We start from the raw sequence: 19,423 nt of genomic DNA, 5'->3' as shown, positions 1-19,423 counted from the left end.
AATGAATCTTGGGGCCGACAGTAGCCCCATGGCTGTGCGGTCGGTCAAGGCCCGGGTGCGGGCGAGATCGTGACCTCCTGTCGCAGCCTGCCATCCGCGCCGAAGACCAGGATGTGTTCGTCGGTTGTGACGACCGCGGTCCAGCCCTGGCCGAAGGTCACGGCGGCGGCGGTCTTGCCCTCGGGCAGCGCCAGCCCGGCAGGCACCTGTGGGGCCGGGGCACCGAAAGACTGGGGCATCCGGGTGACAAGCAGCCAGACCACGGTTATGACGGCCCCGATCATCGACAGCGTCAGCAGGATGACCAGCCACTTCAGAAGCCGCAGGCTGGGCGGCAGGACCGGATCGGAGGCATCGGGCGTGGCGGGGTCGGACATGGGAGACGACATGAACGGGCCTTTCGAGGACGGGGACGGAACGCTGACCGTGACCATCGGCGAGGACGCCCCCGGCCGTCTTGATAAGGCGCTTGCCGCCGCGGTGCCAGAGGAAGCGGCGCTGTCGCGGTCCCGCCTGATGCGGATGATCGCCGAGGGGGCCGTCTTCCGCGACGGGGTGGCCGTGACCGACCCCAAGGCGAAGGTGGTGGAGGGAGAGGTCTACACCCTGCGGCTCGACCCGGCGATCGAGGTTGAGACCCTGCCCGAGGACATTCCCCTGACCGTGGTGTGGGAGGATGCCGATCTTGTCGTCATCGACAAGCCTGCCGGGATGGTCGTCCACCCCGCGCCGGGGTCTCCCTCCGGCACGCTGGTCAACGCGCTGCTCCACCATTGCGGCGACACGCTGTCGGGGATCGGCGGCGAGCGGCGGCCGGGGATCGTGCACCGGATCGACAAGGATACGTCCGGCCTCCTCGTGGTGGCCAAATCGGACCGGGCGCATCATGGCCTTGCCCGCCAGTTCGAGGATCACTCGGTCACGCGGCACTATCTGGCGGTGGTCCATGGCGTGCCCTCCAGCGCCGATCCAAGGCTGCGCGGGCTGAAGGGGATCAGCTTCGAGGCGGGCGGCATCCTGCGGATCGCGACCCTCCTGGCCCGCCACCGGACCGACCGGCAGCGGCAGGCGGTGGTCTGGGACCAGGGCCGCCACGCCGTCACCCGGGCGCGGGTGGTGGAGGGGTTCGGGGGCCAGGCGGCGCTGGTCGACTGCTGGCTGGAGACGGGTCGGACGCATCAGATCCGGGTCCACCTGGCCTATGCCGGGCACGGATTGGTGGGGGACCAGACCTATGGCGGGAAAAAGCGGCTGGGGGCCGCGCTGGGGCAGGGGGCGGCGGTCGGGAACGGCTTCCCGAGGCAGGCGCTGCATGCGGCGACGCTGGGGTTCGACCATCCGGTGACGGGGGAGAGGCTGGAGTTTTCCGCGCCGCTGCCTGCCGACATGGCCGGGCTGATCGCGGCCTTGCGGAGGGGCTGACAAAAGCTGTCCACGGTGGACAGATTTTTGGACACCATGAAATCAATGGGTTGGTCGCGGACATTTACCAGATCTTAGGAAATGCGTTGGCGGGGAAGCTGTCCATTGTGCGGCCTGCCGGTTCGCCTTATACAACATCCCGCACGGGCCACGACGGCCCCCCGGAGTGCGCCTTATGTCGGGACCTGTGGCAGCCTGCTGACGTCATCCGCCTGGAGCAATCCGGGCCAGGGATGACATGAACGACCGGCGAAGCGCGTCTGCCTTCGGCTGGTCCGGCATGGCGACAGACTTCGGACTTCCCAATGAACATCTCCCGGAACGAGCAGCGCGTGCTGCACGTCCTCGCCCTTGGCGGGCGCATCGACCATACCCGCAACCACGGCAACAAGGTCGACACGATCCTCTGTATCACCCGCGACGGGCTGATCCTGTCGGACTGCACAATGCCGGTCTTCCAGCGCCTGCGCCGGAAACGGCTGATCGCGTCGGAAGGCGGCGGCCCCTACCGCATCTCGCGGCTGGGGCGGCTGTCGGTCAGGGCGCAGGTCGACAACCAGGGCTGACGCCCGGTTGCGTGGCACAGCGCGCTTGCCAGCAAGCGTGCTGCGCTGCCGTTGCCACCTAGCCGTTGACCCAAGCGGGCAGGCTTTCCAGCGTCTGTTCGACCTTGCAGCCCTTGCCGCCCTGCTGCTTGCAGGCGCGCAGGGCCTTCTTCCCGGCCTGCCGGGCATCCTCGCCGTGGTCGGAATAGAGCGTCCCGGCAGAATCGACGGCAATTGCGATGGCGCCGTTCACCACCCAGGTCGCGACGCGGCAGTCACGGAAGCCCGAGGCGGCGCATTGCGCGAGGGCACCATTGTCGGCCTCGGCCTGGCTGGCGGCGTTGACGTACCAGGTATAGGTCGGTTCCCCGTTCGCCTCCTGTGCCCAGGCCAGAGAGGCATACTGGTCGACCCAGTAGCCGCCGGGATCGCCGCCATCGTCCTCTCCCACATATTGGCAGATCGGGGTGTCTGGCATGCCGGGTCCGTTCGGCTCCATCCCGATGATGACCTCGCCCGGGCCCGCTCCGTCGCAGGGGTAGATGTCCTGCGCGCGGACAGGGGCGGGCGAGAGCGAGAGGAAAGCGGCGGCGGCAAGGGCGGTGAGGGAGAGAGAACGCATCGTGGGGTCCTGACGAAAACATGTGTTTCAGGACGGACATAGCGCGGAAGACCCGCGCTGTCGGGTTGGGAAAACCCGATCCAAGGTTGCCCGTTCGCGATGCGTCCAAGCCGGATTCGGCCACCGTGCAGGTGCAGCATATTGTCACAGGAGCGTTATCGGAGTATGAGTTGCGCCATCGCCGACTCAGCGTCGGTAACGGCATCGGAGCCAAAGTGCGCCCCTCCTGCCAGGAGGGAACCGGATTGAGACCCGCATGATTGCGATGCGTCAATGTCCGGACAAGCCGACCCAAACCTTCACATCCCAAGCCGGATCAACACCCAAGGGTGAACCATGATTCACGACCCCATTCCCCGGGCCGACCAGCCCGTCCTGCCGCTGTTCGACGAGGAAGCGCTGGACATCGCCGACTATCTGAAATCCGAACCGCGCGCGGATGACATCCACACCGACGAGACCCGCAAGCACGGGGTCGCGGCCCTGACACTGGGCGCGATCGGGGTGGTCTACGGCGACATCGGCACCTCGCCGATCTACGCCTTCCGCGAGGCGCTGAAGGCCACGGGCGCGGTGAGCCCCGGCGCGCCGGAGGTACTGGGCATCCTGTCGCTCCTGATCTGGACGCTGATCCTGATCGTCACGGTGAAATACGTTTTCGTCCTTTTGCGCGCCGACAACCGGGGCGAGGGCGGGATTCTTGCGCTTTATACGCTGGTCCGGCTGGCGGCGGGCAGGCGGTCAGTGCCGGTGCTCCTGCTGGCGCTGGGGGGCGCGGCGCTGTTCGCTGGCGACGCGGCGATCACGCCGGCGATTTCCGTCCTGTCGGCGGTCGAGGGCGTGGGGCTGATCCTGCCCCGGCTTTCCGCCTATGTGCTGCCGGTGACGCTGGGCATCCTTGTGGCGCTCTTCATAGTGCAGCGGCGCGGGACGGCCAGCGTGGCGGCCCTGTTCGGCCCGGTCTGCGTGGTCTGGTTCCTGGCGCTGGGCGGCCTTGGCCTGTGGCACATCGCCGACGGCCCGATGGTGCTGCGCGCCTTCAGCCCGGTCTGGGGGGTGTCGTTCCTTCTGCATCACCCCGGCGTGGCCTTTGTCGTCCTTGGCGCGGTCTTCCTGGCCGTGACCGGGGGCGAGGCGCTGTATGCCGACCTTGGCCATTTCGGGCGCAAACCGATCATGCTGGCCTGGTTCGCGCTGGTCCTGCCTGCGCTGGTGCTGAACTATCTGGGGCAGGGGGCGATGATCCTGTCGCATCCGGAACGGGCGGCGGATTCCTTCTTCGCCATGACCTCCGGGTTAGGGCTGCCGATCCTCGTGGCGCTGGCCACGGCGGCGACGGTCATCGCCAGCCAGGCGGTGATCACCGGGGCGTTTTCCATGGCGCGCGGCGCGATCCAGCTTGGCTTCCTGCCGCGGCTGCGCATCCTGCATACGGCGGAGGGGCAGAGCGGGCAGATCTACATCGGGGCGGTCAACTGGCTGCTCTTGGCGGGCGTGCTTTGGCTGGTCATCGCCTTCGGATCGTCCTCGGCGCTGGCCTCTGCCTACGGAATCGCGGTGACGGGGACGATGGTGCTGACGACGATCCTTGGCACGCTGCTGCTGGTGCGGAGCAGCCGGCTGACGGTTCCGGTGGCGGGGCTGGCGGTCGCGCCGATCCTGGCGGTGGAGCTGGTGTTCCTCGCCTCGAACCTGGTGAAGTTCCATGACGGCGGCTATGTGCCGGTCATTGCGGCCTTCGTCGTCGGGATGGTGATGTGGGCCTGGTGGCGCGGCACGCAGGCGGTGCGGGCGCGGGTGCTGAAGCTGGCGGTCACGGTGCCAAGCTTCGTGCGGATGATGCGGAATTCCAGTGTCAATGTAATCCCCGGCACGGCTTTCTTCCTGACCGGCGATCCCGACATCGTGCCCTCGGCGCTCCTGCACAACATCAAGCACAACCGGGTGCTGCATGAGCAGACGGTGCTCCTGACGGTGGAGACGTTGCGGGTGCCCTATGCGACGGCGGAGGAGCGGGCCTCGGTCGAGATGCTGGGGGGCTGTTTCGTGCGGCTGATCCTGCGGTTCGGCTTCATGGAGACGCCGAATGTCAGCCGGGCGATGGCCCATGCCCGGGCGGCGGGGCTGAAGTTCGACGTGATGGCCTCGACCTTCTTCCTGGGGCGCAGGCGGGCGGTGGCGACGGGGCGGGGGTGGGAGCTGGCGCTGGACCGTGCCTATGTCGCGCTGAGCCGGATGGCGGCGGATCCGACGGATTTCTACCATTTGCCGCGCGACCGGGTGGTGGAACTGGGCGAGAGGGTGGCGATCTGACGAAATCGGTCGGGATTCCTGACATTCGCGTGAGATGCCTGACACATCGCTTTCTGCGCGACGGGCGGAGCTACACTTGGCGTTAAGCGTTGGGTGGTAGGTGGCCCTTGCAGACAGGTGGCAGTTACCATAAGTTATCGCCTTCCCGGGGGCGCTGACGCACCGGGCAGAACAGGGGGCATGATGAGCACCTATACGAACCTTCCCGCGCCGAGCCCGGAACAGGGCTTGAACCGGTACTTGCAGGAAATCCGGAAGTTCCCGCTTCTGGAACCGGAACAGGAATACATGCTGGCGAAACGCTGGGTCGACCATCAGGACGCCAATGCGGCGCATCAGATGGTGACGAGCCACCTGCGGCTGGCCGCCAAGATCGCGATGGGCTACCGGGGCTACGGGCTGCCGCAGGCGGAGGTGATCAGCGAGGCGAACGTCGGCCTGATGCAGGCGGTCAAGCGCTTCGACCCGGAAAAGGGCTTCCGGTTGGCCACTTACGCGATGTGGTGGATCCGCGCCTCGATCCAGGAATACATCCTGCGGTCGTGGAGCCTGGTGAAGCTTGGCACGACCAGCGCGCAGAAGAAGCTGTTCTTCAACCTGCGGAAGGCGAAGGCCAAGGTCGGCGCGCTGGAAGAGGGCGACCTCAGGCCCGAGAACGTGGCCCAGATCGCCAAGGACCTGTCGGTCACGGAAGCCGAGGTCATCGACATGAACCGCCGCCTCTCGGGCTCGGACGCCTCGCTGAACGCGACGGTCGGCTCGGACGGCGACAGTTCGACCCAGTGGCAGGACTGGCTGGAGGATGAGGACAGCGACCAGGCCGAGGCCTATGAGGAAAAGGACGAGCTTGACGCCCGCCGCGCGCTCTTGGTGCAGGCAATGGCGGTGCTGAACGACCGCGAGAAGGACGTGCTGATGCAGCGCCGCCTGGCCGATGATCCGGTCACGCTGGAGGAGCTGTCGGAGAGCTATGGCGTCAGCCGCGAGCGCATCCGCCAGATCGAGGTGCGGGCCTTCGAGAAGCTCCAGGCCAGGATGCGCGAGCTGGCCAAGGGCAAGGGGATGCTGATCCCGGCCTGAGCCGGGGTCGAAAACCGGGGCCGTGGCCGCAGGGTCACGGCCTTTTCGTTTGCCCCAGCCGCCGGGGACCGCTAGGAGGACGCCCATGCGTATGATCGACACCGTCATCAAGCCGATGCACCCCGAGGGCTACAAGTTCGTTGCGGCCTTCGCCGTGGTGACGGCTCTGTTGTTCTGGATATGGGACCCGCTGGGCTGGCTCGGCCTCGGCCTCACTGTCTGGTGCTACTATTTCTTCCGCGATCCGAAGCGGTCGGTGCCGGAGAATGCGGGCCTCTTGGTCAGCCCGGCGGACGGCGCGGTCAGCCTGATCGAACGCGCAGTGCCCCCGGCGGAGCTGGGCATGGGGCCTGATGCGCTGGTCCGGGTCAGCGTGTTCATGTCGGTCTTCAACTGCCATGTGAACCGCGCGCCCATCGCCGGGCGGGTGACGGCGGTTGCTTACCGGGCCGGCAAGTTCTTCAACGCCTCGCTCGACAAGGCGTCGGAGGAGAATGAGCGCAACGCCCTTGCAATAGAGCTGCCGGACGGTCGCAAGATTGCCGTGGTGCAGATCGCGGGACTGGTCGCCCGCCGCATCGTCTGCTGGAAGAAACCGGGGGACGGCGTCCGCACCGGCGAACGCTTCGGCCTGATCCGCTTTGGCAGCCGCCTTGACGTCTACCTGCCCGAGGGCGTGCATCCGCAGGTGGCCCTTGGCCAGACCATGGTGGCGGGCGAAAGCGTGATCGCGCTGATCGGCCAGGAAGCCCCCGCCCGCGTGGCACGGGTGGAATAGCTCATGGCCCGCAAGCCGGACGAAGCCCCGCGTGAGCTGCTGGTCCTGAAGCTTCTGCCGAACCTGGTGTCGATCCTGGCGCTTTGCTCGGGCCTGACCGCGATCCGCTATGCCATCGCCGGGAACTTCACCCTCGCGGTCCTGCTGATCGGCGTGGCGGCGGCGCTGGACGGACTGGATGGGCGTCTGGCACGGATGCTGAAATCGGAAAGCGCCATCGGGGCCGAACTGGATTCGCTGTGCGATTTCGTCAACTTCGGCGTGACCCCTGCGCTGGTGCTGTATCTGTGGGGTCTCAGGCCCGAAACCAGCCTCGGTTGGATCGCTGTACTGGTCTATGCGGTGTGCTGCATGCTGCGGCTCGCGCGGTTCAACGTCGGCACCAAGACCAGCGCGGGCGAGGCGGCGGAGAAGACGAGCTTCATCGGCGTGCCTTCACCTGCGGGGGCACTGCTGGTGCTTTCGCCGCTCTACCTGTCGAACGCGACGAACCATGTTCTTCACCCGCCGCCGGTGCTGGTGGCGGCCTGGATGGTGGCCATTGGTGCGCTGATGATCAGCCGGGTGCGCACGCCCTCGCTCAAGCGGATCACCATTGCGACCGATCTGGTGCGCTATGCGCTGGTCGGCGCCGTGGTGGTCGTGGCGGCGCTGCTGACCTATCCCTGGACCACTCTCCTGATCCTGTGCCTGGGCTATCTGGCCGGGGTGCTGTGGCTGGCGATCCGCAGCCTGCGGAAGACCCCCGTCAGCTGAATTCCGGCGCCGCATTCGCCTTTCGCTTGCAATCCCGGGACGCGAGGGCACTGTCGCCGTTCCGGAAATTCCAAGGGAATCATATGTATGCAAGTAGAGGCCATCCAGAAGTCCTATAAACGCTGGGCGCCGGTCTATGACCTGACCTTTGGCCGGATCACGCAAGGCGGCCGCAAGCTTGCCGCCGTGCATGTCAACGCAATGGGCGGCTCGGTGCTGGAAGTCGGCATCGGCACCGGCCTCGCGCTGGATTTCTACGGGTCCCATGTCCGCGTCACCGGAATCGACCTGTCGGCCGAGATGCTGCGCGAGGCGGAACTCAAGGCCCGGAAGAAACGCCTGCGCAACCTGGCGGGCCTGCACCAGATGGACGCGCGGCAGATCGCCTTTCCCGATGCCAGCTTCGACCATGTCGCCGCCATGCATGTGATGTCCGTGGTCCCCGAGCCCGAGCGGGTGCTGGACGAGATGGCGCGGCTCTGCCGTCCCGGCGGGTCGGTGCTGATCGCCAATCATTTTGCAGGCCGGGCCGAAGGCTGGGGCCATGTCGAACGGCTGGCCGCGCCCTTGGCCAACCTTCTGGGCTGGCATGCAGATTTTGCCATCGACCGGGTGCTCGGTCATCCGAAGCTGCGGCTGGAGGAGCATGCCCAGGTCCGGCCCTTCGGGTTGATGACCTTCCTGCGCTTCCGCCGGGTTGAAGGTTAGCGCAAAACCTGACCTATTGGGCGACAAAGCCTGTGGGGAGGACATCATGAAACCAGTCAGATGGGGTGTGCTGGGCGCGGCCCGCTTCGCGCGGGAGCACATGGCCCCGGCGATCCATGCCGCCGAGGGGGCGGAGCTTGCGGCGCTCGCCACCTCGGACGCAGGCAAGGCCGAGGGGTTCCAGGCCTTCTGCCCTTCGCTGGTGGTGCATCCGACCTATGAGGCACTTTTGGCGGACCCGTCCATCGACGCGGTCTACATCCCCTTGCCCAACCACATGCATGTCGAGTGGACGCTGAAGGCGCTGGCGGCGGGAAAGCATGTGCTGACCGAAAAGCCGATTGCCATGAAGGCGCGCGAGATCGACCAGATCATCGCCGCCCGCGACCGGACGAAGCTTCTGGCCGCCGAGGCCTACATGATCGTCCACCACCCGCAATGGCAGCGGGCCAAGGAGTGGCTGGAGGCGGGCGAGATCGGCGATCTGGTGCATGCCGACGTGGCGTTCTCGTTCAACCTCACCGACCTGGGCAATATCCGCAACCGCCCGGATGCGGGCGGCGGCAGCTTGCGCGACATCGGGGTCTATACATTCGGTTCGATGCGCTTCGTGACCGGGGCGGAGCCGGTGGACGTCTCGGCCCGCATCCATCGCGACAACGGCGTGGATACCTTCGCGCAGGTCGCGGCGGTGATGGAGGGGCCACCGAAGAAACCTCATGTGGGCCGCTTCACCTATGGCTCGATGACCTCGATGCGGATGTACAACCGGCAGGTCGCGACCTTCCAGGGGACCAAGGGCATGATCCGGCTGGAGGGCGGGCCGTTCAACGCGAACGTCAACGACCTGGCCGAGGTGGAACTGCACCAGAACGGCAACCGGGTGACGGTGGAGCGTTTCCCGACCGCGAACCAGTACAAGCTGCAGGTCGAGGCTTTCGGGCGCACCGTGCGCGAAGGCGTGCCCTATCCCTGCCCGCTGGAATTCGTGCGCGGCACGCAAGCCATGATGGACCGGGTCTACGACGTGGCGGTCGAGATCTGACCGGACCGCTAGTCGATGACTTCGTCAATCCTCGCAGGGTCGTGACCCGACGAGAAGACGAAGTCGCACGAGGAGGCGTGCCTTGGGGTTTTCTCGGGCCGTGTCGCAGCATAGATGATGTGAGAGCTTTCCGGAGATCGCGATGACCCTTGACCTGCCCCAGCCCGTGTTCGACGCCAATGCCAGCGGGGGCGGGTTCGGCGACCTGCCGGACTGGGACCTGAGCGACCTTTACCCCTCGGCCGACGGCCCCGAGTTTGCGGCGGACATGGCCGAGCTGGAACGCGCCTGCGCGGCCTTCGCCAAGACCTATGAGGGGCGGCTCGGGCGTCAGGACGCAGCGGGGCTGCTGGCCTGTGTGCGGGAATACGAACGGATCGAGGTGATCGCCGGGCGGCTGATGTCCTTTGCGGGCCTGCGCTACTACCAGAACACCATCGACCCCGAACGCGCCCAGTTCATGGGCAATGCGCAGGACAAGGTGACGAATGCCACCACGCCGCTGGTGTTCTTCTCTCTCGAATTCAACCGGCTGGACGACGACCATCTGGCCCGGCTGATCGCTGCGAATGCCGACCTCGCCCGCTACAAGCCGGTCTTCGACCGGATGCGCGCGATGCGGCCGCACCAGCTGTCGGACGAGCTGGAGAAGTTCTTGCATGATGAGTCCGTGGTCGGGGCTTCGGCCTGGAACAAGCTCTTTGACGAGACGATGGCGGGGCTGATGTTCGCCGTCGAGGGCGAGCCGGAAGAGCTGAACCTGGAGGCCACGCTGAACCTCCTCACCGACCCGGTGCGGTCGCGGCGCGAGGCGGCGGCGCAGGCGCTGGCCGGGGTGTTCGAGAAGAACATCAAGCTCTTCGCCCGGGTCCACAACACGCTGGCCAAGGAAAAGGAAATCCACGACCGCTGGCGCAAGATGCCTTCACCCCAGTATGGCCGCCACCTGTCGAACCATGTCGAGCCGGAAGTTGTTGAGGCGCTGCGCAATGCCGTCGTCGCGGCCTACCCGAAGCTTAGCCACCGCTACTATCGGCTGAAGGCCAAATGGATGGGGCTGGGCAAGCTGCAGGTCTGGGACCGCAACGCCCCGCTGCCGATCGAAACCCCGAAGACGGTGGACTGGGTTGAGGCGCGCAAGACAGTGACCGAGGCCTATGCCGCCTTCGACCCGCGGATGGCGGACCTCGCGAAACCCTTCTTCGACAAGGGCTGGATCGACGCGGGCGTGAAACCCGGCAAGGCGCCGGGGGCCTTTGCGCATCCGACCGTGACCACGGTCCACCCCTATGTCATGCTCAACTACCTCGGCAAACCGCGCGACGTGATGACCTTGGCGCATGAGCTGGGCCATGGCGTGCATCAGGTGCTGGCGGCGGGGCAGGGCGAGCTTCTCTCCTCCACCCCCCTGACCTTGGCCGAAACCGCGTCCGTCTTCGGCGAGATGCTGACCTTCCGCAAGCTTCTGGACGGCGCGAAGACGCCCGCCGAGAAGAAGACGCTGCTGGCCGGCAAGGTCGAGGACATGATCAACACGGTCGTCCGCCAGATCGCCTTCTACGACTTCGAATGCAAGCTGCACGCCGCCCGGGCCGAAGGGGAACTGACGCCGGAAGACATCAACGCGCTGTGGATGAGCGTGCAGGCCCAATCCCTTGGCGACGCCTTCGAGTTCATTGACGGCTACGAGACCTTCTGGGCCTATATCCCGCACTTCGTCCACTCGCCCTTCTACGTCTATGCCTATGCCTTCGGCGACGGCCTCGTGAACGCGCTCTATGCGGCCTATGCGGGCGGGTTGCCGAACTTTCAGGACAAGTATTTCGCCATGCTGGAAGCAGGCGGGTCGAAACACCACAAGGACCTGCTGGCCCCCTTCGGGCTGGACCTGTCGGATCCGGCCTTCTGGGACAAGGGCCTGTCAATGATCGCGGGCTTCATCGACGAACTGGAGGCGATGGAGGCCTAACGCTCGAAGGGCCAGGGCCTGACCTCGGACTGCGCGGTCTGGAAGACGGCGGCCTTGGCCAGCCAGCCACCCAGCAGGGTACCGAAGCGGGCGATCTCGGCGTTGGGCTTGCCCTTGTCGGCCAGCATCAGCACGAACTGCACAAGGGTCAGCGCGTGCAGCACCGTCTGCGCCAGGCCGATGAGGATCGCGACGATCAGCATCATCAGGCCGCGCGTCCAGATCGAACCCTGGGGTGTCTTCCCGGGTTCAGGCAGCACACGGGGGTCGGGGTCGGACATGGGTAGCTCCTTTCGTCGGGGGATCGCCGCCTAGACCTTGGTCACGCCTTCGACGTGCGGATACAGCGCATGGACGGGCACATCGGAAAGATCCTTGGCCAGTTCCGCCGCGACATGTCCGGCAAGTTGCCCCGGCATCGCATCGCGCAACGCGCCCAGCATCTTCGGCCCGGCGGCCAGGACGATCCGGTCGGCCGCGCCCTTCTGCCACTCCGCCTCCAGCGCCCTGACCACATGCTTCGCCAGGCGCGGACGCTCGATTTCCGCCGCCGACCGGGTGTCATGGCCAAAGCCGGTCGCGCCGGTGCCCGCGCGGTTCCGTCCGCGTGCCCCGAATTCGTGTTCGACATCGTCGAAAGCCTCGGCGCTGGCGTGCAGCACTTCCTCGATCTCGGCCCCCTTGCCGCGCAACAGCCGGAACCCGGCCTCGTCGGCGATGCAGTAAAGCGTGACGACAGGTTTCATGGGCAGTCCTCCTTGCCTTCTGTTCAAGTCTGCTCCTGGTCAGGGCGCGGCGCCATGATCCTGATCAGACGGCGCCGCGTTTTCCGCCCTGGTGCGCGTGCCTGCGGCGGATTCGCGCAACCCTGCAACGCGGCACTTGGCAACCCGGTTTCCCCGTCCTACCTTTTGCAGTGCAGCATGGAGGTGCCGATGCCGAAGCTTGTCCGCCTGTACATCCAGTCCGTGGCCTTGGGCTTTGCCATCTCGGCGGCCTTCACCGGCGGGCTTCTTTGGCTGGACGTGGCGGGGCTTGGGCATCTGGTTGGCAGTTCCAACATCGGCTGGATCGCGGTGGCGATGCTGGTGGTCTTCAACGGCATCGTCTTCTCGGCGGTGCAGTTCGCCTTCCGCGTCATGGGCATGGCGGAGCCGCAGGACGGCCCGAAGGGCGGGCGCGGCGTGCGCGAGCCGGTGCTGGTGCCCGCGGTGGTTCCGGTGGCTGCAAAGCGTCGGCGCTAGCGTCGATTCCTTCGAAGAGATCGATCCGGCGTTCTCGAAAACTCCGGGGTCGCGCCTGGTGGCAGGTGGCGGGCCCGCAGCAACCGTGAGGACCGGGGTTTTCCCGAGAGCCAGAGGTCTCAGGTGGGCGCCAGATACCCGGACCAGGATCCGGGCAGAGCCAGCCCCCGTTCGCTTGCTTATCGGCCACTGGAAAATTGGCCCCGCACGCGAGGAGCAGAACCCGCCAAGGCTCAAGATAGGGCGCGGCGGGCGGGCCTGCAAGGCGGGAGGACTGTCCAGGAACTTTCCAGATGGATATTGGGCAGTTGTTCAGTCCTGTCGGCATGTCTGGACAGATGTTCACCTTTGGTTCATGATTGCGCGATGGACGTGCCGGTCGACCTTCCCGAAATCCTGCCCGCGCTTCCCGGCCAGCGCCTGCAACGCGGCGTCTGCCGGGGCCTGCGTGCGCTGGATTTCGTCTGTGTCGAGGAACTGATTCCGGTTTCGGGCCTGCGCGTCGACGTGATGGCGCTGGGGCCGAGGGGTGAGGTCTGGGTGGTGGAGTGCAAGTCGGGCCGGGCCGACTATCGCGCCGACCGGAAATGGCAGGGCTATCTCGACTGGTGCGACCGGTTCTTCTGGGCGGTGGACGCGGATTTTCCGGTCGACCTCCTGCCGCCCGACACCGGCCTGATCCTGGCCGATCCCTATGATGCCGAGGTGGTGCGGATGGCGCCGGAGACGCCCCTCTCTGGCGCGCGGCGCAAGGTCGTGCTGCGAACCTTCGCCCGCGCGGCGGCGGGGCGGCTGCAACTGATGCGCGATCCGGGCGCGGGGGTCTGAGCCGTAAAGGGAGCGTCGAGCTGTGCGCGGGCTACGCTTGCGGCTATCGCAGGGTCGGGATGCCCGGCTCAGGTGGCAGCGCCGCCGACCGTCAACCCTCCGATCATCAGGGTCGGCTGACCCACGCCCACCGGCACCCATTGCCCGGCCTTGCCGCAGTTGCCGATGCCGGGGTCTAGCTGAAGGTCGTTGCCGATGGCGCGGATGCCTTTCAGCGCGGTGGCGCCGTCGCCGATCAGGGTTGCGCCCTTCACCGCTTCGCCCACCACGCCGTTCCGCACCCGGTAGGCCTCGGTGCAGGAGAAGACGAATTTTCCGCTGGTGATGTCGACCTGTCCGCCGCCGAAGCCAACGGCGTAGATGCCGTCTTTCAGGGAGGCGACGATCCCGGCAGGGTCGTCCTTGCCGGAGAGCATGTAGGTGTTGGTCATCCGCGGCATCGGGATATGGGCGAAACTCTCGCGCCGTCCGTTGCCGGTGGGGGCGACGCCCATCAGCCGGGCATTCTGGCGGTCCTGCATGTAGCCGACGAGGACGCCGTCCTCGATGAGGACGTTCTTCGCGGAAGGCGTACCCTCGTCGTCGATGCTGATGCTGCCGCGGCGGTCGGGGATTGTGCCGTCATCAAGGACAGTGACGCCCTTGGATGCGATCTGTTTCCCCATCAGCCCGGCAAAGGCGGAGGTTTCCTTTCGGTTGAAGTCGCCCTCCAGCCCGTGCCCGATGGCTTCGTGCAGCAGGATGCCGGGCCAGCCGGGGCCGAGGACGACGTCCATCACGCCCGCCGGGGCCTCGACCGCGCCGAGGTTGACCTGGGCGATCCGCAGCGCCTCGGCGATCATCGGCTTCCATGTCTCGGGGGACATGAGGGCGGCGAGCCCGTGCCGCCCGCCCTTGCCCATGCCACCCTGTTCGCGGCGGCCGTTCTCCTCGATCATCACGGAGACATTGAGGCGGGCCATCGGGCGGATGTCAGCGAGGCGGGTGCCCTCGGGGCGGAGGATTTCCACCTCTTGCAGCGCGGCGGAGAGGGTGGCGGAGACCTGGACGACGCGGGGGTCAAGTGCGCGGGCATAGGCGTCGATCTCGCGCAAGGTGTCGATCTTCACCGGGAAGGTCGCGTCGGCCATCGGGTCGTCGGCGCGGTAGAGCCTTGTGTTGGTGCCGCGCGGCGGGGGGGCGAGGGTGCCGCCACCGGCGCCCACGGCGAGGCGGGCGGTCTCGGAGGCGCGGCGCAGCGCGGTTTCGGTGATCTCGGTGGAATGGGCGTAACCGGCGACCTCGCCCCGCACGGCGCGGAGGCCGAAGCCCTGCGAGGCGTCGTAGGTCGCCTGGCGGATGCGGCCGTCGTCGAGGACGATCGACTCGGCCCGGCGGCGTTCGAGGAACAGCTCGCCGTCATCGGCCCCGGCGGTCGCCTCACGCAGGGTGGCGAGGGCTGTGGCTTCGTCGAGGTGGCTGTCGAAGGGGCGGAAGGGGGCGTCGGTCATACGGAGGGCTTTCGGTCCTGTGTCGTGCCAGAGATGGGCTGCGGCGCGGGAAGGGTCAAGGACCGAGCGTCCGGTCGATGAAGACGGCCTCCTTCTCCCAGGTGTCAGGAGAGAAGAGCGCGTCGTGCCCGACCGGGCCGAGGGAGAGGAAGGTCTTCGGTTCCTTCGCAAGATCGAACAGGCGTTTGCCGAAACCCTGCGGGATCACCCGGTCCTTCGCCCCGTGCAGGATGAGAAGCGGCGCCCGTATGCCGGCGATGTGATCGCGGGAACGGTACTGGTCCTTCATCAGGAGGCCGACAGGCAGCCAGGGATAGGCGCGGCGGGCGATGTCGACGGCGGCGGAATAGGGGGCTTCGAGGATGACGGCGGCGACGGGGTTCTGTGCGGCGATGATCACGGCGGGTCCGGTGCCGAGCGATTCACCGACAAGGACGATGCGGTCGGGCGGGATGCCCAGGCCGCGCAGGTAATCGTAGGCGGCCTTGGCGTCGGTCAGGAGGCCGGTTTCGGACGGTGAGCCGGTCGAACCGCCATAGCCGCGCCAGGACAGGAAAGCCGTGCCGTAGCCGCGGGCCTGATAGAAAGCGAGGCGGTCGGCGCGGTCGGCGATCTCTCCGGCATTGCCGTGGAGGAACAGGATCACCGGGCGGCCGGTTTCGGGCGGGGAGAACCACAGCACGAGGGTTTCGCCATCGGGTGCGGCAAGCGCAACCGGTTCGACCCCGGTCAGGCCGAGCGTCTCTGGCGCCGGGTCGCGGCGGGTGGGGAAATACTGGAGATCGCGCTGGAAGGCATAGATGCCCGAGAGCGCGACGGCGTAGAAAAGGCCGAAGGTGACGAGGGTCAGCTTGATGAAGGCCACGTTCGACTTCCCTGTGCCGATCCGGCGGTTGCGGGCACGGATTCATCGCTACGGTTTTGCTTGTCGCGGGCAAGCTAATATGGTTTGAGGGCCTTGGGAAACAGCGGGATTCTGACCTTTGGGCGGCATCCCTGGACAGCGGCGGCAAGCCGCGACGTGAACGGGATGAGACACATGCGTCTTTCGACAGTGATGAACGGAGTTGGCGCGGCGGTGATGGCCACGCTGGTGGCCGGTCAGGCCCTTGCGCAGCAAGCGTTGGAAATCGTTGGGCAACCCATTTCGGGTGCGACGGGCTTTCAGCCCGCGGTGACGGAACTGGCCGAAGACATCCACTGGCTGGATCACATGATCCTGATCATCATCACAGCGATCGTGATCTTCGTCACCGCGCTTCTGATCTATGTGATCGTCCGCTTCAATTCGAAGGCCAATCCGACGCCCGCGCGCTTTACCCACAACAGCCCGCTGGAAGTGGCATGGACGCTGATCCCGATCGTCATCCTGGTCTCGATTGGCGCCTTCTCGCTTCCGATCCTGTTCAAGCAGCAGGAGATTCCGGTGGGCGACGTCACGATCAAGGCGACCGGCAACCAGTGGTACTGGTCCTATGAATATGTCGACGAGGGGATTTCGTTCGACAGCTACATGATCGGCTCGCCCGCGACCGGCGGCACCAACATGATGACCCCCGAGGTCGAGGCGCAGCTGACGGCTGCGGGCTATACCAAGGACCAGTTCCTGCTGGCGACCGACACGGCCGTCGTGGTGCCGGTTGGCAAGGTCATCGTGGTGCACACTACCGCAACCGATGTGATCCACTCGTGGAAAGTGCCTGCGTTCGGCGTGATGCAGGATGCCGTGCCGGGCCGGACCGCCGCGCTGTGGTTCAAGGCCGAGAAGGAAGGCATCTACTTCGGCCAGTGCTCGGAGCTGTGTGGCCAGATGCATGCCTACATGCCGATCACGGTCAAGGTCGTGTCGGAAGCGGCCTATGCCGAATGGCTGGCCAAGGCGAAGGCGGGCGATGTGCAGCTGTCCTCGGTGGCGGCGGCTGCGCCGGTGAAGGTGGCCTCGAACGACTGAGGCCTGGGGTTTGGATTTGCGGTGCGGGGCTTGGTCGGCGGCCGGGCCCCATCCGTCTGAAACGGGACCTGGATGAGCGATACCCTTACATATCAGGGCGTGACCGATACCCCGCACGAGCCGGGGTTCGGCGATTATGTGCAGCTTCTGAAGCCGCGCGTGATGTCGTTGGTGGTCTTCACCGCGCTGGTGGGCCTGCTGGTCGCGCCGGTCTCGCTGCACCCGGTCGAGGCGTTCTCGGCGATCCTGTTCATCGCGCTCGGCGCGGGGGCCAGCGGTGCCCTGAACATGTGGTGGGACGCCGACATTGACGCGGTGATGAAGCGCACCCAGCGCCGCCCGGTGCCTTCGGGCCGCGTGCAGGCGGGCGAGGCGCTGGCGGTCGGGCTGGGCCTCTCCGGGATCAGCGTCGTGATGCTGGGGCTGGCCACCAACTTCGTGGCGGCGGGGCTCTTGGCCTTTACCATCTTCTTCTATGCCGTGGTCTACTCGATGTGGCTGAAGCGCTCGACGCCGCAGAACATCGTGATCGGTGGCGCGGCAGGGGCCTTCCCGCCGATGATCGGATGGGTCGCGGCGACGGGCTCTGTCTCGGTCGAGGCCTTCCTGATGTTCGCGCTGATCTTCATGTGGACGCCGCCGCATTTCTGGGCGCTGGCCCTGTTCATGAAGGAAGACTACCACGCTGCGGGCGTGCCGATGCTGACGGTCACGCATGGTCGCAAGGCGACGCGGGCGCATATCCTGGCCTACACGCTTCTGCTGGCCCCGGTGCCGCTGGCGGCGGCGCTGACCTCGATCGGCGGTCCGCTGACGCTGGCGGTGGCGGTGGTCCTGAACCTGTGGTTCATCGTCGGCGCCGTGCGGATCTGGCGGCGGGACGAAGTGCAGGCCGGGGCCGACAACTATGCCGTCGAGAAGGCGTTCTTCCGGGTCTCGCTGATCTATCTGTTCCTGCATTTCGCGGCCTTCCTGGCGGAAGCGGCGCTGAAATCCGCAGGGCTCGGGGGTTGGTGAGATGACCTTCCGCCCGGAGCACGAGTTGCACAAGCGCCGGTTCAGCCGGAACCTGGGTGTCGGTCTGACGCTGGGGGCCTTCGTTCTGCTGGTCTTCGCGCTGACGGTGGTCAAGGTGAAGCGGGGCGATCCGATGCAGGGCTATGACCATGTGATCCAGCCCGAAGCGGTGCCGCAGGAGAAGACCGAATGATCTTCCCGCGGCTTCAGGGCAAGAACCGCACGCTGGTGCAGCTGGTGGCCGTGGTCGCGACCATGGCGTCGCTGTCCTTTGCGGCGGTGCCGTTCTACGACTGGTTCTGCCGCGTCACCGGCTATGGCGGCACGCCGCAGCGGGCCGAGGCCGCGCCGGACACGATCCTGGACCAGACGGTGAAGATCCGCTTCGACGCCACGGTCGAGCAGGGAATGCCCTGGACCTTCAAGCCGGTGGTGCGGTCGATGGAATTGCGCATCGGCGAAACGGGGCTGGCCTTCTACGAGGCGCACAACCCGACCGACCGGGTGATCGGCGGCAGGGCGAGCTTCAACGTCTTCCCCGACACGGCGGGCGGCTATTTCACCAAGATCGAGTGCTTCTGCTTTTCCGAGCAGGTGCTGCAACCGGGCGAGACCGTGCAGATGCCGGTAAGCTTTTTCGTCGACCCTGCCATCGTGGATGACCCGGACGGGAAGTTTGTGCATGAGATCGTGCTCAGCTATACCTTCCACGAAACGCCGCTGCCGGAAGACCAGGCAGCTTTGGAACAACCCGCCGCGGCCAAAGCAGCCGCAGTGAACTGAGTACGGACAACGAGGGAAACGCCGGCCATGGCCCACGCAAAGAACCACGACTACCACATTCTGCAGCCGTCGATCTGGCCGCTGTTCGGGGCCGTCGCGGCCTTCGTGATGCTGTTCGGCGCGGTTCTTTGGATGCATGGCTCGGGGCCCTGGATGGGCCTCGTCGGCTTTGTGGGCGTGTTGTACACCATGTTCGCCTGGTGGTCGGAAGTGGTGCATGAGGGCCAGACGGGCGACCATACCCCGGTGGTGCGGCTGGGCCTGCGCTACGGCTTCATCCTGTTCATCATGTCCGAAGTGATGTTCTTCTCGGCCTGGTTCTGGACCTTCTTCAAGCATCGCCTGTACCCGATGGGGCCGGACAGCCCGGCGATCGACGGCGTCTGGCCGCCCGCCGGGATCGAGACCTTCGATCCCTGGCACCTCCCGTTCATCAACACGCTGATCCTGCTTCTGTCGGGCTGCGCCGCGACCTGGGCGCACCATGCGCTGGTCCACGAGAACAACCGCAAGGACCTGGTGAACGGGCTGATCATCGCCATCGTGCTGGGGTTCTTCTTCACGCTGTTGCAGGCCTATGAATACAGCCACGCGGCCTTCGGTTTTGCCGGCAACATCTATGGCGCCTCGTTCTTCATGGCGACGGGGTTCCACGGCTTCCACGTCATCATCGGGACGATCTTCCTGACCGTCTGCCTGATCCGCGCGCTGAAGGGGCATTTCACGCCGGAACAGCATGTCGGCTTCGAAGCTGCCGCCTGGTACTGGCACTTCGTCGACGTGGTCTGGCTGTTCCTCTTCGCCGCCGTCTACGTCTGGGGTCAGGGCTGATCCTTCCGGTTCGACACGATCCAAGCGCGGGCCCTCGGGCC

Annotated in this window: 22 protein-coding genes; 16 read left to right on the top strand and 6 right to left on the bottom strand. The window is 66.3% G+C overall.

Annotated elements, in window-relative coordinates; all coding sequences use genetic code 11:
* Positions 1-44: 44 nt before the first annotated feature.
* Positions 45-389 carry a DUF6476 family protein gene (locus tag JNL31_RS18405; RefSeq protein ID WP_294976555.1) on the bottom strand — a complete coding sequence of 115 codons (345 nt, stop codon included), beginning with the start codon at positions 387-389 and terminating at the stop codon, positions 45-47.
* Here JNL31_RS18405 and JNL31_RS18400 point away from each other — a divergent pair.
* Both JNL31_RS18400 and JNL31_RS18395 read left to right on the top strand, forming a co-directional pair.
* Positions 376-1,422 carry an RluA family pseudouridine synthase gene (locus JNL31_RS18400; protein ID WP_294976552.1) on the top strand — a complete coding sequence of 349 codons (1,047 nt, stop codon included), beginning with the start codon at positions 376-378 and terminating at the stop codon, positions 1,420-1,422. The genes JNL31_RS18405 and JNL31_RS18400 overlap by 14 nt on opposite strands.
* Before the next feature lie 305 nt (positions 1,423-1,727).
* Complete coding sequence (locus JNL31_RS18395) at positions 1,728-1,988, top strand: YjhX family toxin (protein WP_294976549.1); 261 nt, start codon at positions 1,728-1,730, stop codon at positions 1,986-1,988.
* Between the two features lie 58 nt (positions 1,989-2,046).
* On the opposite strand, the gene JNL31_RS18390 is transcribed toward JNL31_RS18395, so the two are convergent.
* Positions 2,047-2,589 carry a DUF4189 domain-containing protein gene (locus JNL31_RS18390; RefSeq protein ID WP_294976546.1) on the bottom strand — a complete coding sequence of 181 codons (543 nt, stop codon included), beginning with the start codon at positions 2,587-2,589 and terminating at the stop codon, positions 2,047-2,049.
* Positions 2,590-2,925: 336 nt separating this feature from the next.
* Between JNL31_RS18390 and JNL31_RS18385 the strand changes: the two genes are divergently transcribed.
* The 7 genes from JNL31_RS18385 to JNL31_RS18355 all read left to right on the top strand — a co-directional run bounded on the left by JNL31_RS18385 (position 2,926) and on the right by JNL31_RS18355 (position 11,238).
* On the top strand, positions 2,926-4,902 hold the full coding sequence (locus tag JNL31_RS18385) for a potassium transporter Kup (RefSeq protein WP_294976543.1): 1,977 nt from the start codon (positions 2,926-2,928) through the stop codon (positions 4,900-4,902).
* Positions 4,903-5,085: 183 nt separating this feature from the next.
* On the top strand, positions 5,086-5,982 hold the full coding sequence (rpoH, locus tag JNL31_RS18380; protein WP_294976541.1) for an RNA polymerase sigma factor RpoH: 897 nt from the start codon (positions 5,086-5,088) through the stop codon (positions 5,980-5,982).
* A gap of 85 nt (positions 5,983-6,067) precedes the next feature.
* Positions 6,068-6,760 carry a phosphatidylserine decarboxylase gene (locus tag JNL31_RS18375; RefSeq protein WP_294976538.1) on the top strand — a complete coding sequence of 231 codons (693 nt, stop codon included), beginning with the start codon at positions 6,068-6,070 and terminating at the stop codon, positions 6,758-6,760.
* A 3-nt stretch (positions 6,761-6,763) separates the two neighbouring features.
* A complete protein-coding gene (pssA, locus tag JNL31_RS18370; protein ID WP_294976536.1) occupies positions 6,764-7,516 on the top strand; it encodes a CDP-diacylglycerol--serine O-phosphatidyltransferase in 753 nt (250 codons plus the stop codon).
* Between the two features lie 87 nt (positions 7,517-7,603).
* On the top strand, positions 7,604-8,224 hold the full coding sequence (locus JNL31_RS18365) for a class I SAM-dependent methyltransferase (RefSeq protein WP_294976535.1): 621 nt from the start codon (positions 7,604-7,606) through the stop codon (positions 8,222-8,224).
* A 46-nt stretch (positions 8,225-8,270) separates the two neighbouring features.
* Positions 8,271-9,269: a Gfo/Idh/MocA family oxidoreductase gene (locus JNL31_RS18360; protein ID WP_294976533.1), complete on the top strand. Its 999-nt coding sequence runs from the start codon at positions 8,271-8,273 to the stop codon at positions 9,267-9,269.
* 142 nt (positions 9,270-9,411) lie between these two features.
* Entirely contained in the window at positions 9,412-11,238 is a 1,827-nt protein-coding gene (locus JNL31_RS18355) for a M3 family oligoendopeptidase (protein ID WP_294976530.1), read from the top strand.
* On the opposite strand, the gene JNL31_RS18350 is transcribed toward JNL31_RS18355, so the two are convergent.
* Together JNL31_RS18350 and JNL31_RS18345 are read right to left on the bottom strand one after the other, a co-directional pair.
* Positions 11,235-11,519, bottom strand: a complete 285-nt coding sequence (locus tag JNL31_RS18350; protein ID WP_294976528.1) for a DUF4389 domain-containing protein — start codon at positions 11,517-11,519, stop codon at positions 11,235-11,237. The two genes, JNL31_RS18355 and JNL31_RS18350, sit on opposite strands and share 4 nt — an antisense overlap.
* 30 nt (positions 11,520-11,549) lie before the next feature.
* On the bottom strand, positions 11,550-11,984 hold the full coding sequence (locus tag JNL31_RS18345) for a host attachment protein (RefSeq protein ID WP_294976526.1): 435 nt from the start codon (positions 11,982-11,984) through the stop codon (positions 11,550-11,552).
* A 189-nt stretch (positions 11,985-12,173) separates the two neighbouring features.
* On the opposite strand from JNL31_RS18345, the gene JNL31_RS18340 reads away from it, so the two are divergent.
* Together JNL31_RS18340 and JNL31_RS18335 are read left to right on the top strand one after the other, a co-directional pair.
* A complete protein-coding gene (locus JNL31_RS18340; protein WP_294976523.1) occupies positions 12,174-12,482 on the top strand; it encodes a hypothetical protein in 309 nt (102 codons plus the stop codon).
* Positions 12,483-12,848: 366 nt separating this feature from the next.
* Entirely contained in the window at positions 12,849-13,310 is a 462-nt protein-coding gene (locus tag JNL31_RS18335; RefSeq protein ID WP_294976520.1) for an MmcB family DNA repair protein, read from the top strand.
* A 68-nt stretch (positions 13,311-13,378) separates the two neighbouring features.
* On the opposite strand, the gene tldD is transcribed toward JNL31_RS18335, so the two are convergent.
* Entirely contained in the window at positions 13,379-14,800 is a 1,422-nt protein-coding gene (tldD, locus tag JNL31_RS18330; RefSeq protein WP_294976517.1) for a metalloprotease TldD, read from the bottom strand.
* Positions 14,801-14,855: 55 nt separating this feature from the next.
* On the bottom strand, positions 14,856-15,665 hold the full coding sequence (locus JNL31_RS18325; protein ID WP_294976514.1) for an alpha/beta hydrolase: 810 nt from the start codon (positions 15,663-15,665) through the stop codon (positions 14,856-14,858).
* 216 nt (positions 15,666-15,881) lie between these two features.
* Between JNL31_RS18325 and coxB the strand changes: the two genes are divergently transcribed.
* The 5 genes from coxB (at position 15,882) to JNL31_RS18300 (ending at position 19,382) form a co-directional block, all read left to right on the top strand.
* The gene (gene coxB / locus JNL31_RS18320) at positions 15,882-16,751 is read left to right on the top strand and encodes a cytochrome c oxidase subunit II (RefSeq protein WP_294976748.1); all 870 of its coding nucleotides are present in this window, start codon (positions 15,882-15,884) and stop codon (positions 16,749-16,751) included.
* 72 nt (positions 16,752-16,823) lie between these two features.
* Positions 16,824-17,768, top strand: a complete 945-nt coding sequence (gene cyoE, locus JNL31_RS18315; protein ID WP_294976512.1) for a heme o synthase — start codon at positions 16,824-16,826, stop codon at positions 17,766-17,768.
* A gap of 1 nt (position 17,769) precedes the next feature.
* A complete protein-coding gene (locus JNL31_RS18310; RefSeq protein ID WP_294976509.1) occupies positions 17,770-17,961 on the top strand; it encodes a hypothetical protein in 192 nt (63 codons plus the stop codon).
* Positions 17,958-18,551: a cytochrome c oxidase assembly protein gene (locus tag JNL31_RS18305; RefSeq protein ID WP_294976506.1), complete on the top strand. Its 594-nt coding sequence runs from the start codon at positions 17,958-17,960 to the stop codon at positions 18,549-18,551. Before JNL31_RS18310 ends, JNL31_RS18305 begins: the two co-directional genes overlap by 4 nt.
* 27 nt (positions 18,552-18,578) lie before the next feature.
* The gene (locus JNL31_RS18300; RefSeq protein WP_294976504.1) at positions 18,579-19,382 is read left to right on the top strand and encodes a cytochrome c oxidase subunit 3; all 804 of its coding nucleotides are present in this window, start codon (positions 18,579-18,581) and stop codon (positions 19,380-19,382) included.
* Positions 19,383-19,423 lie beyond the last annotated feature (41 nt).

Origin of the sequence: Tabrizicola sp. (assembly GCF_016792905.1) — a bacterium.
Lineage (GTDB): Bacteria > Pseudomonadota > Alphaproteobacteria > Rhodobacterales > Rhodobacteraceae > Tabrizicola.
Note: the sequence above shows the minus strand (reverse complement) of the source record. Positions and strands in the feature narration are given on the sequence as shown.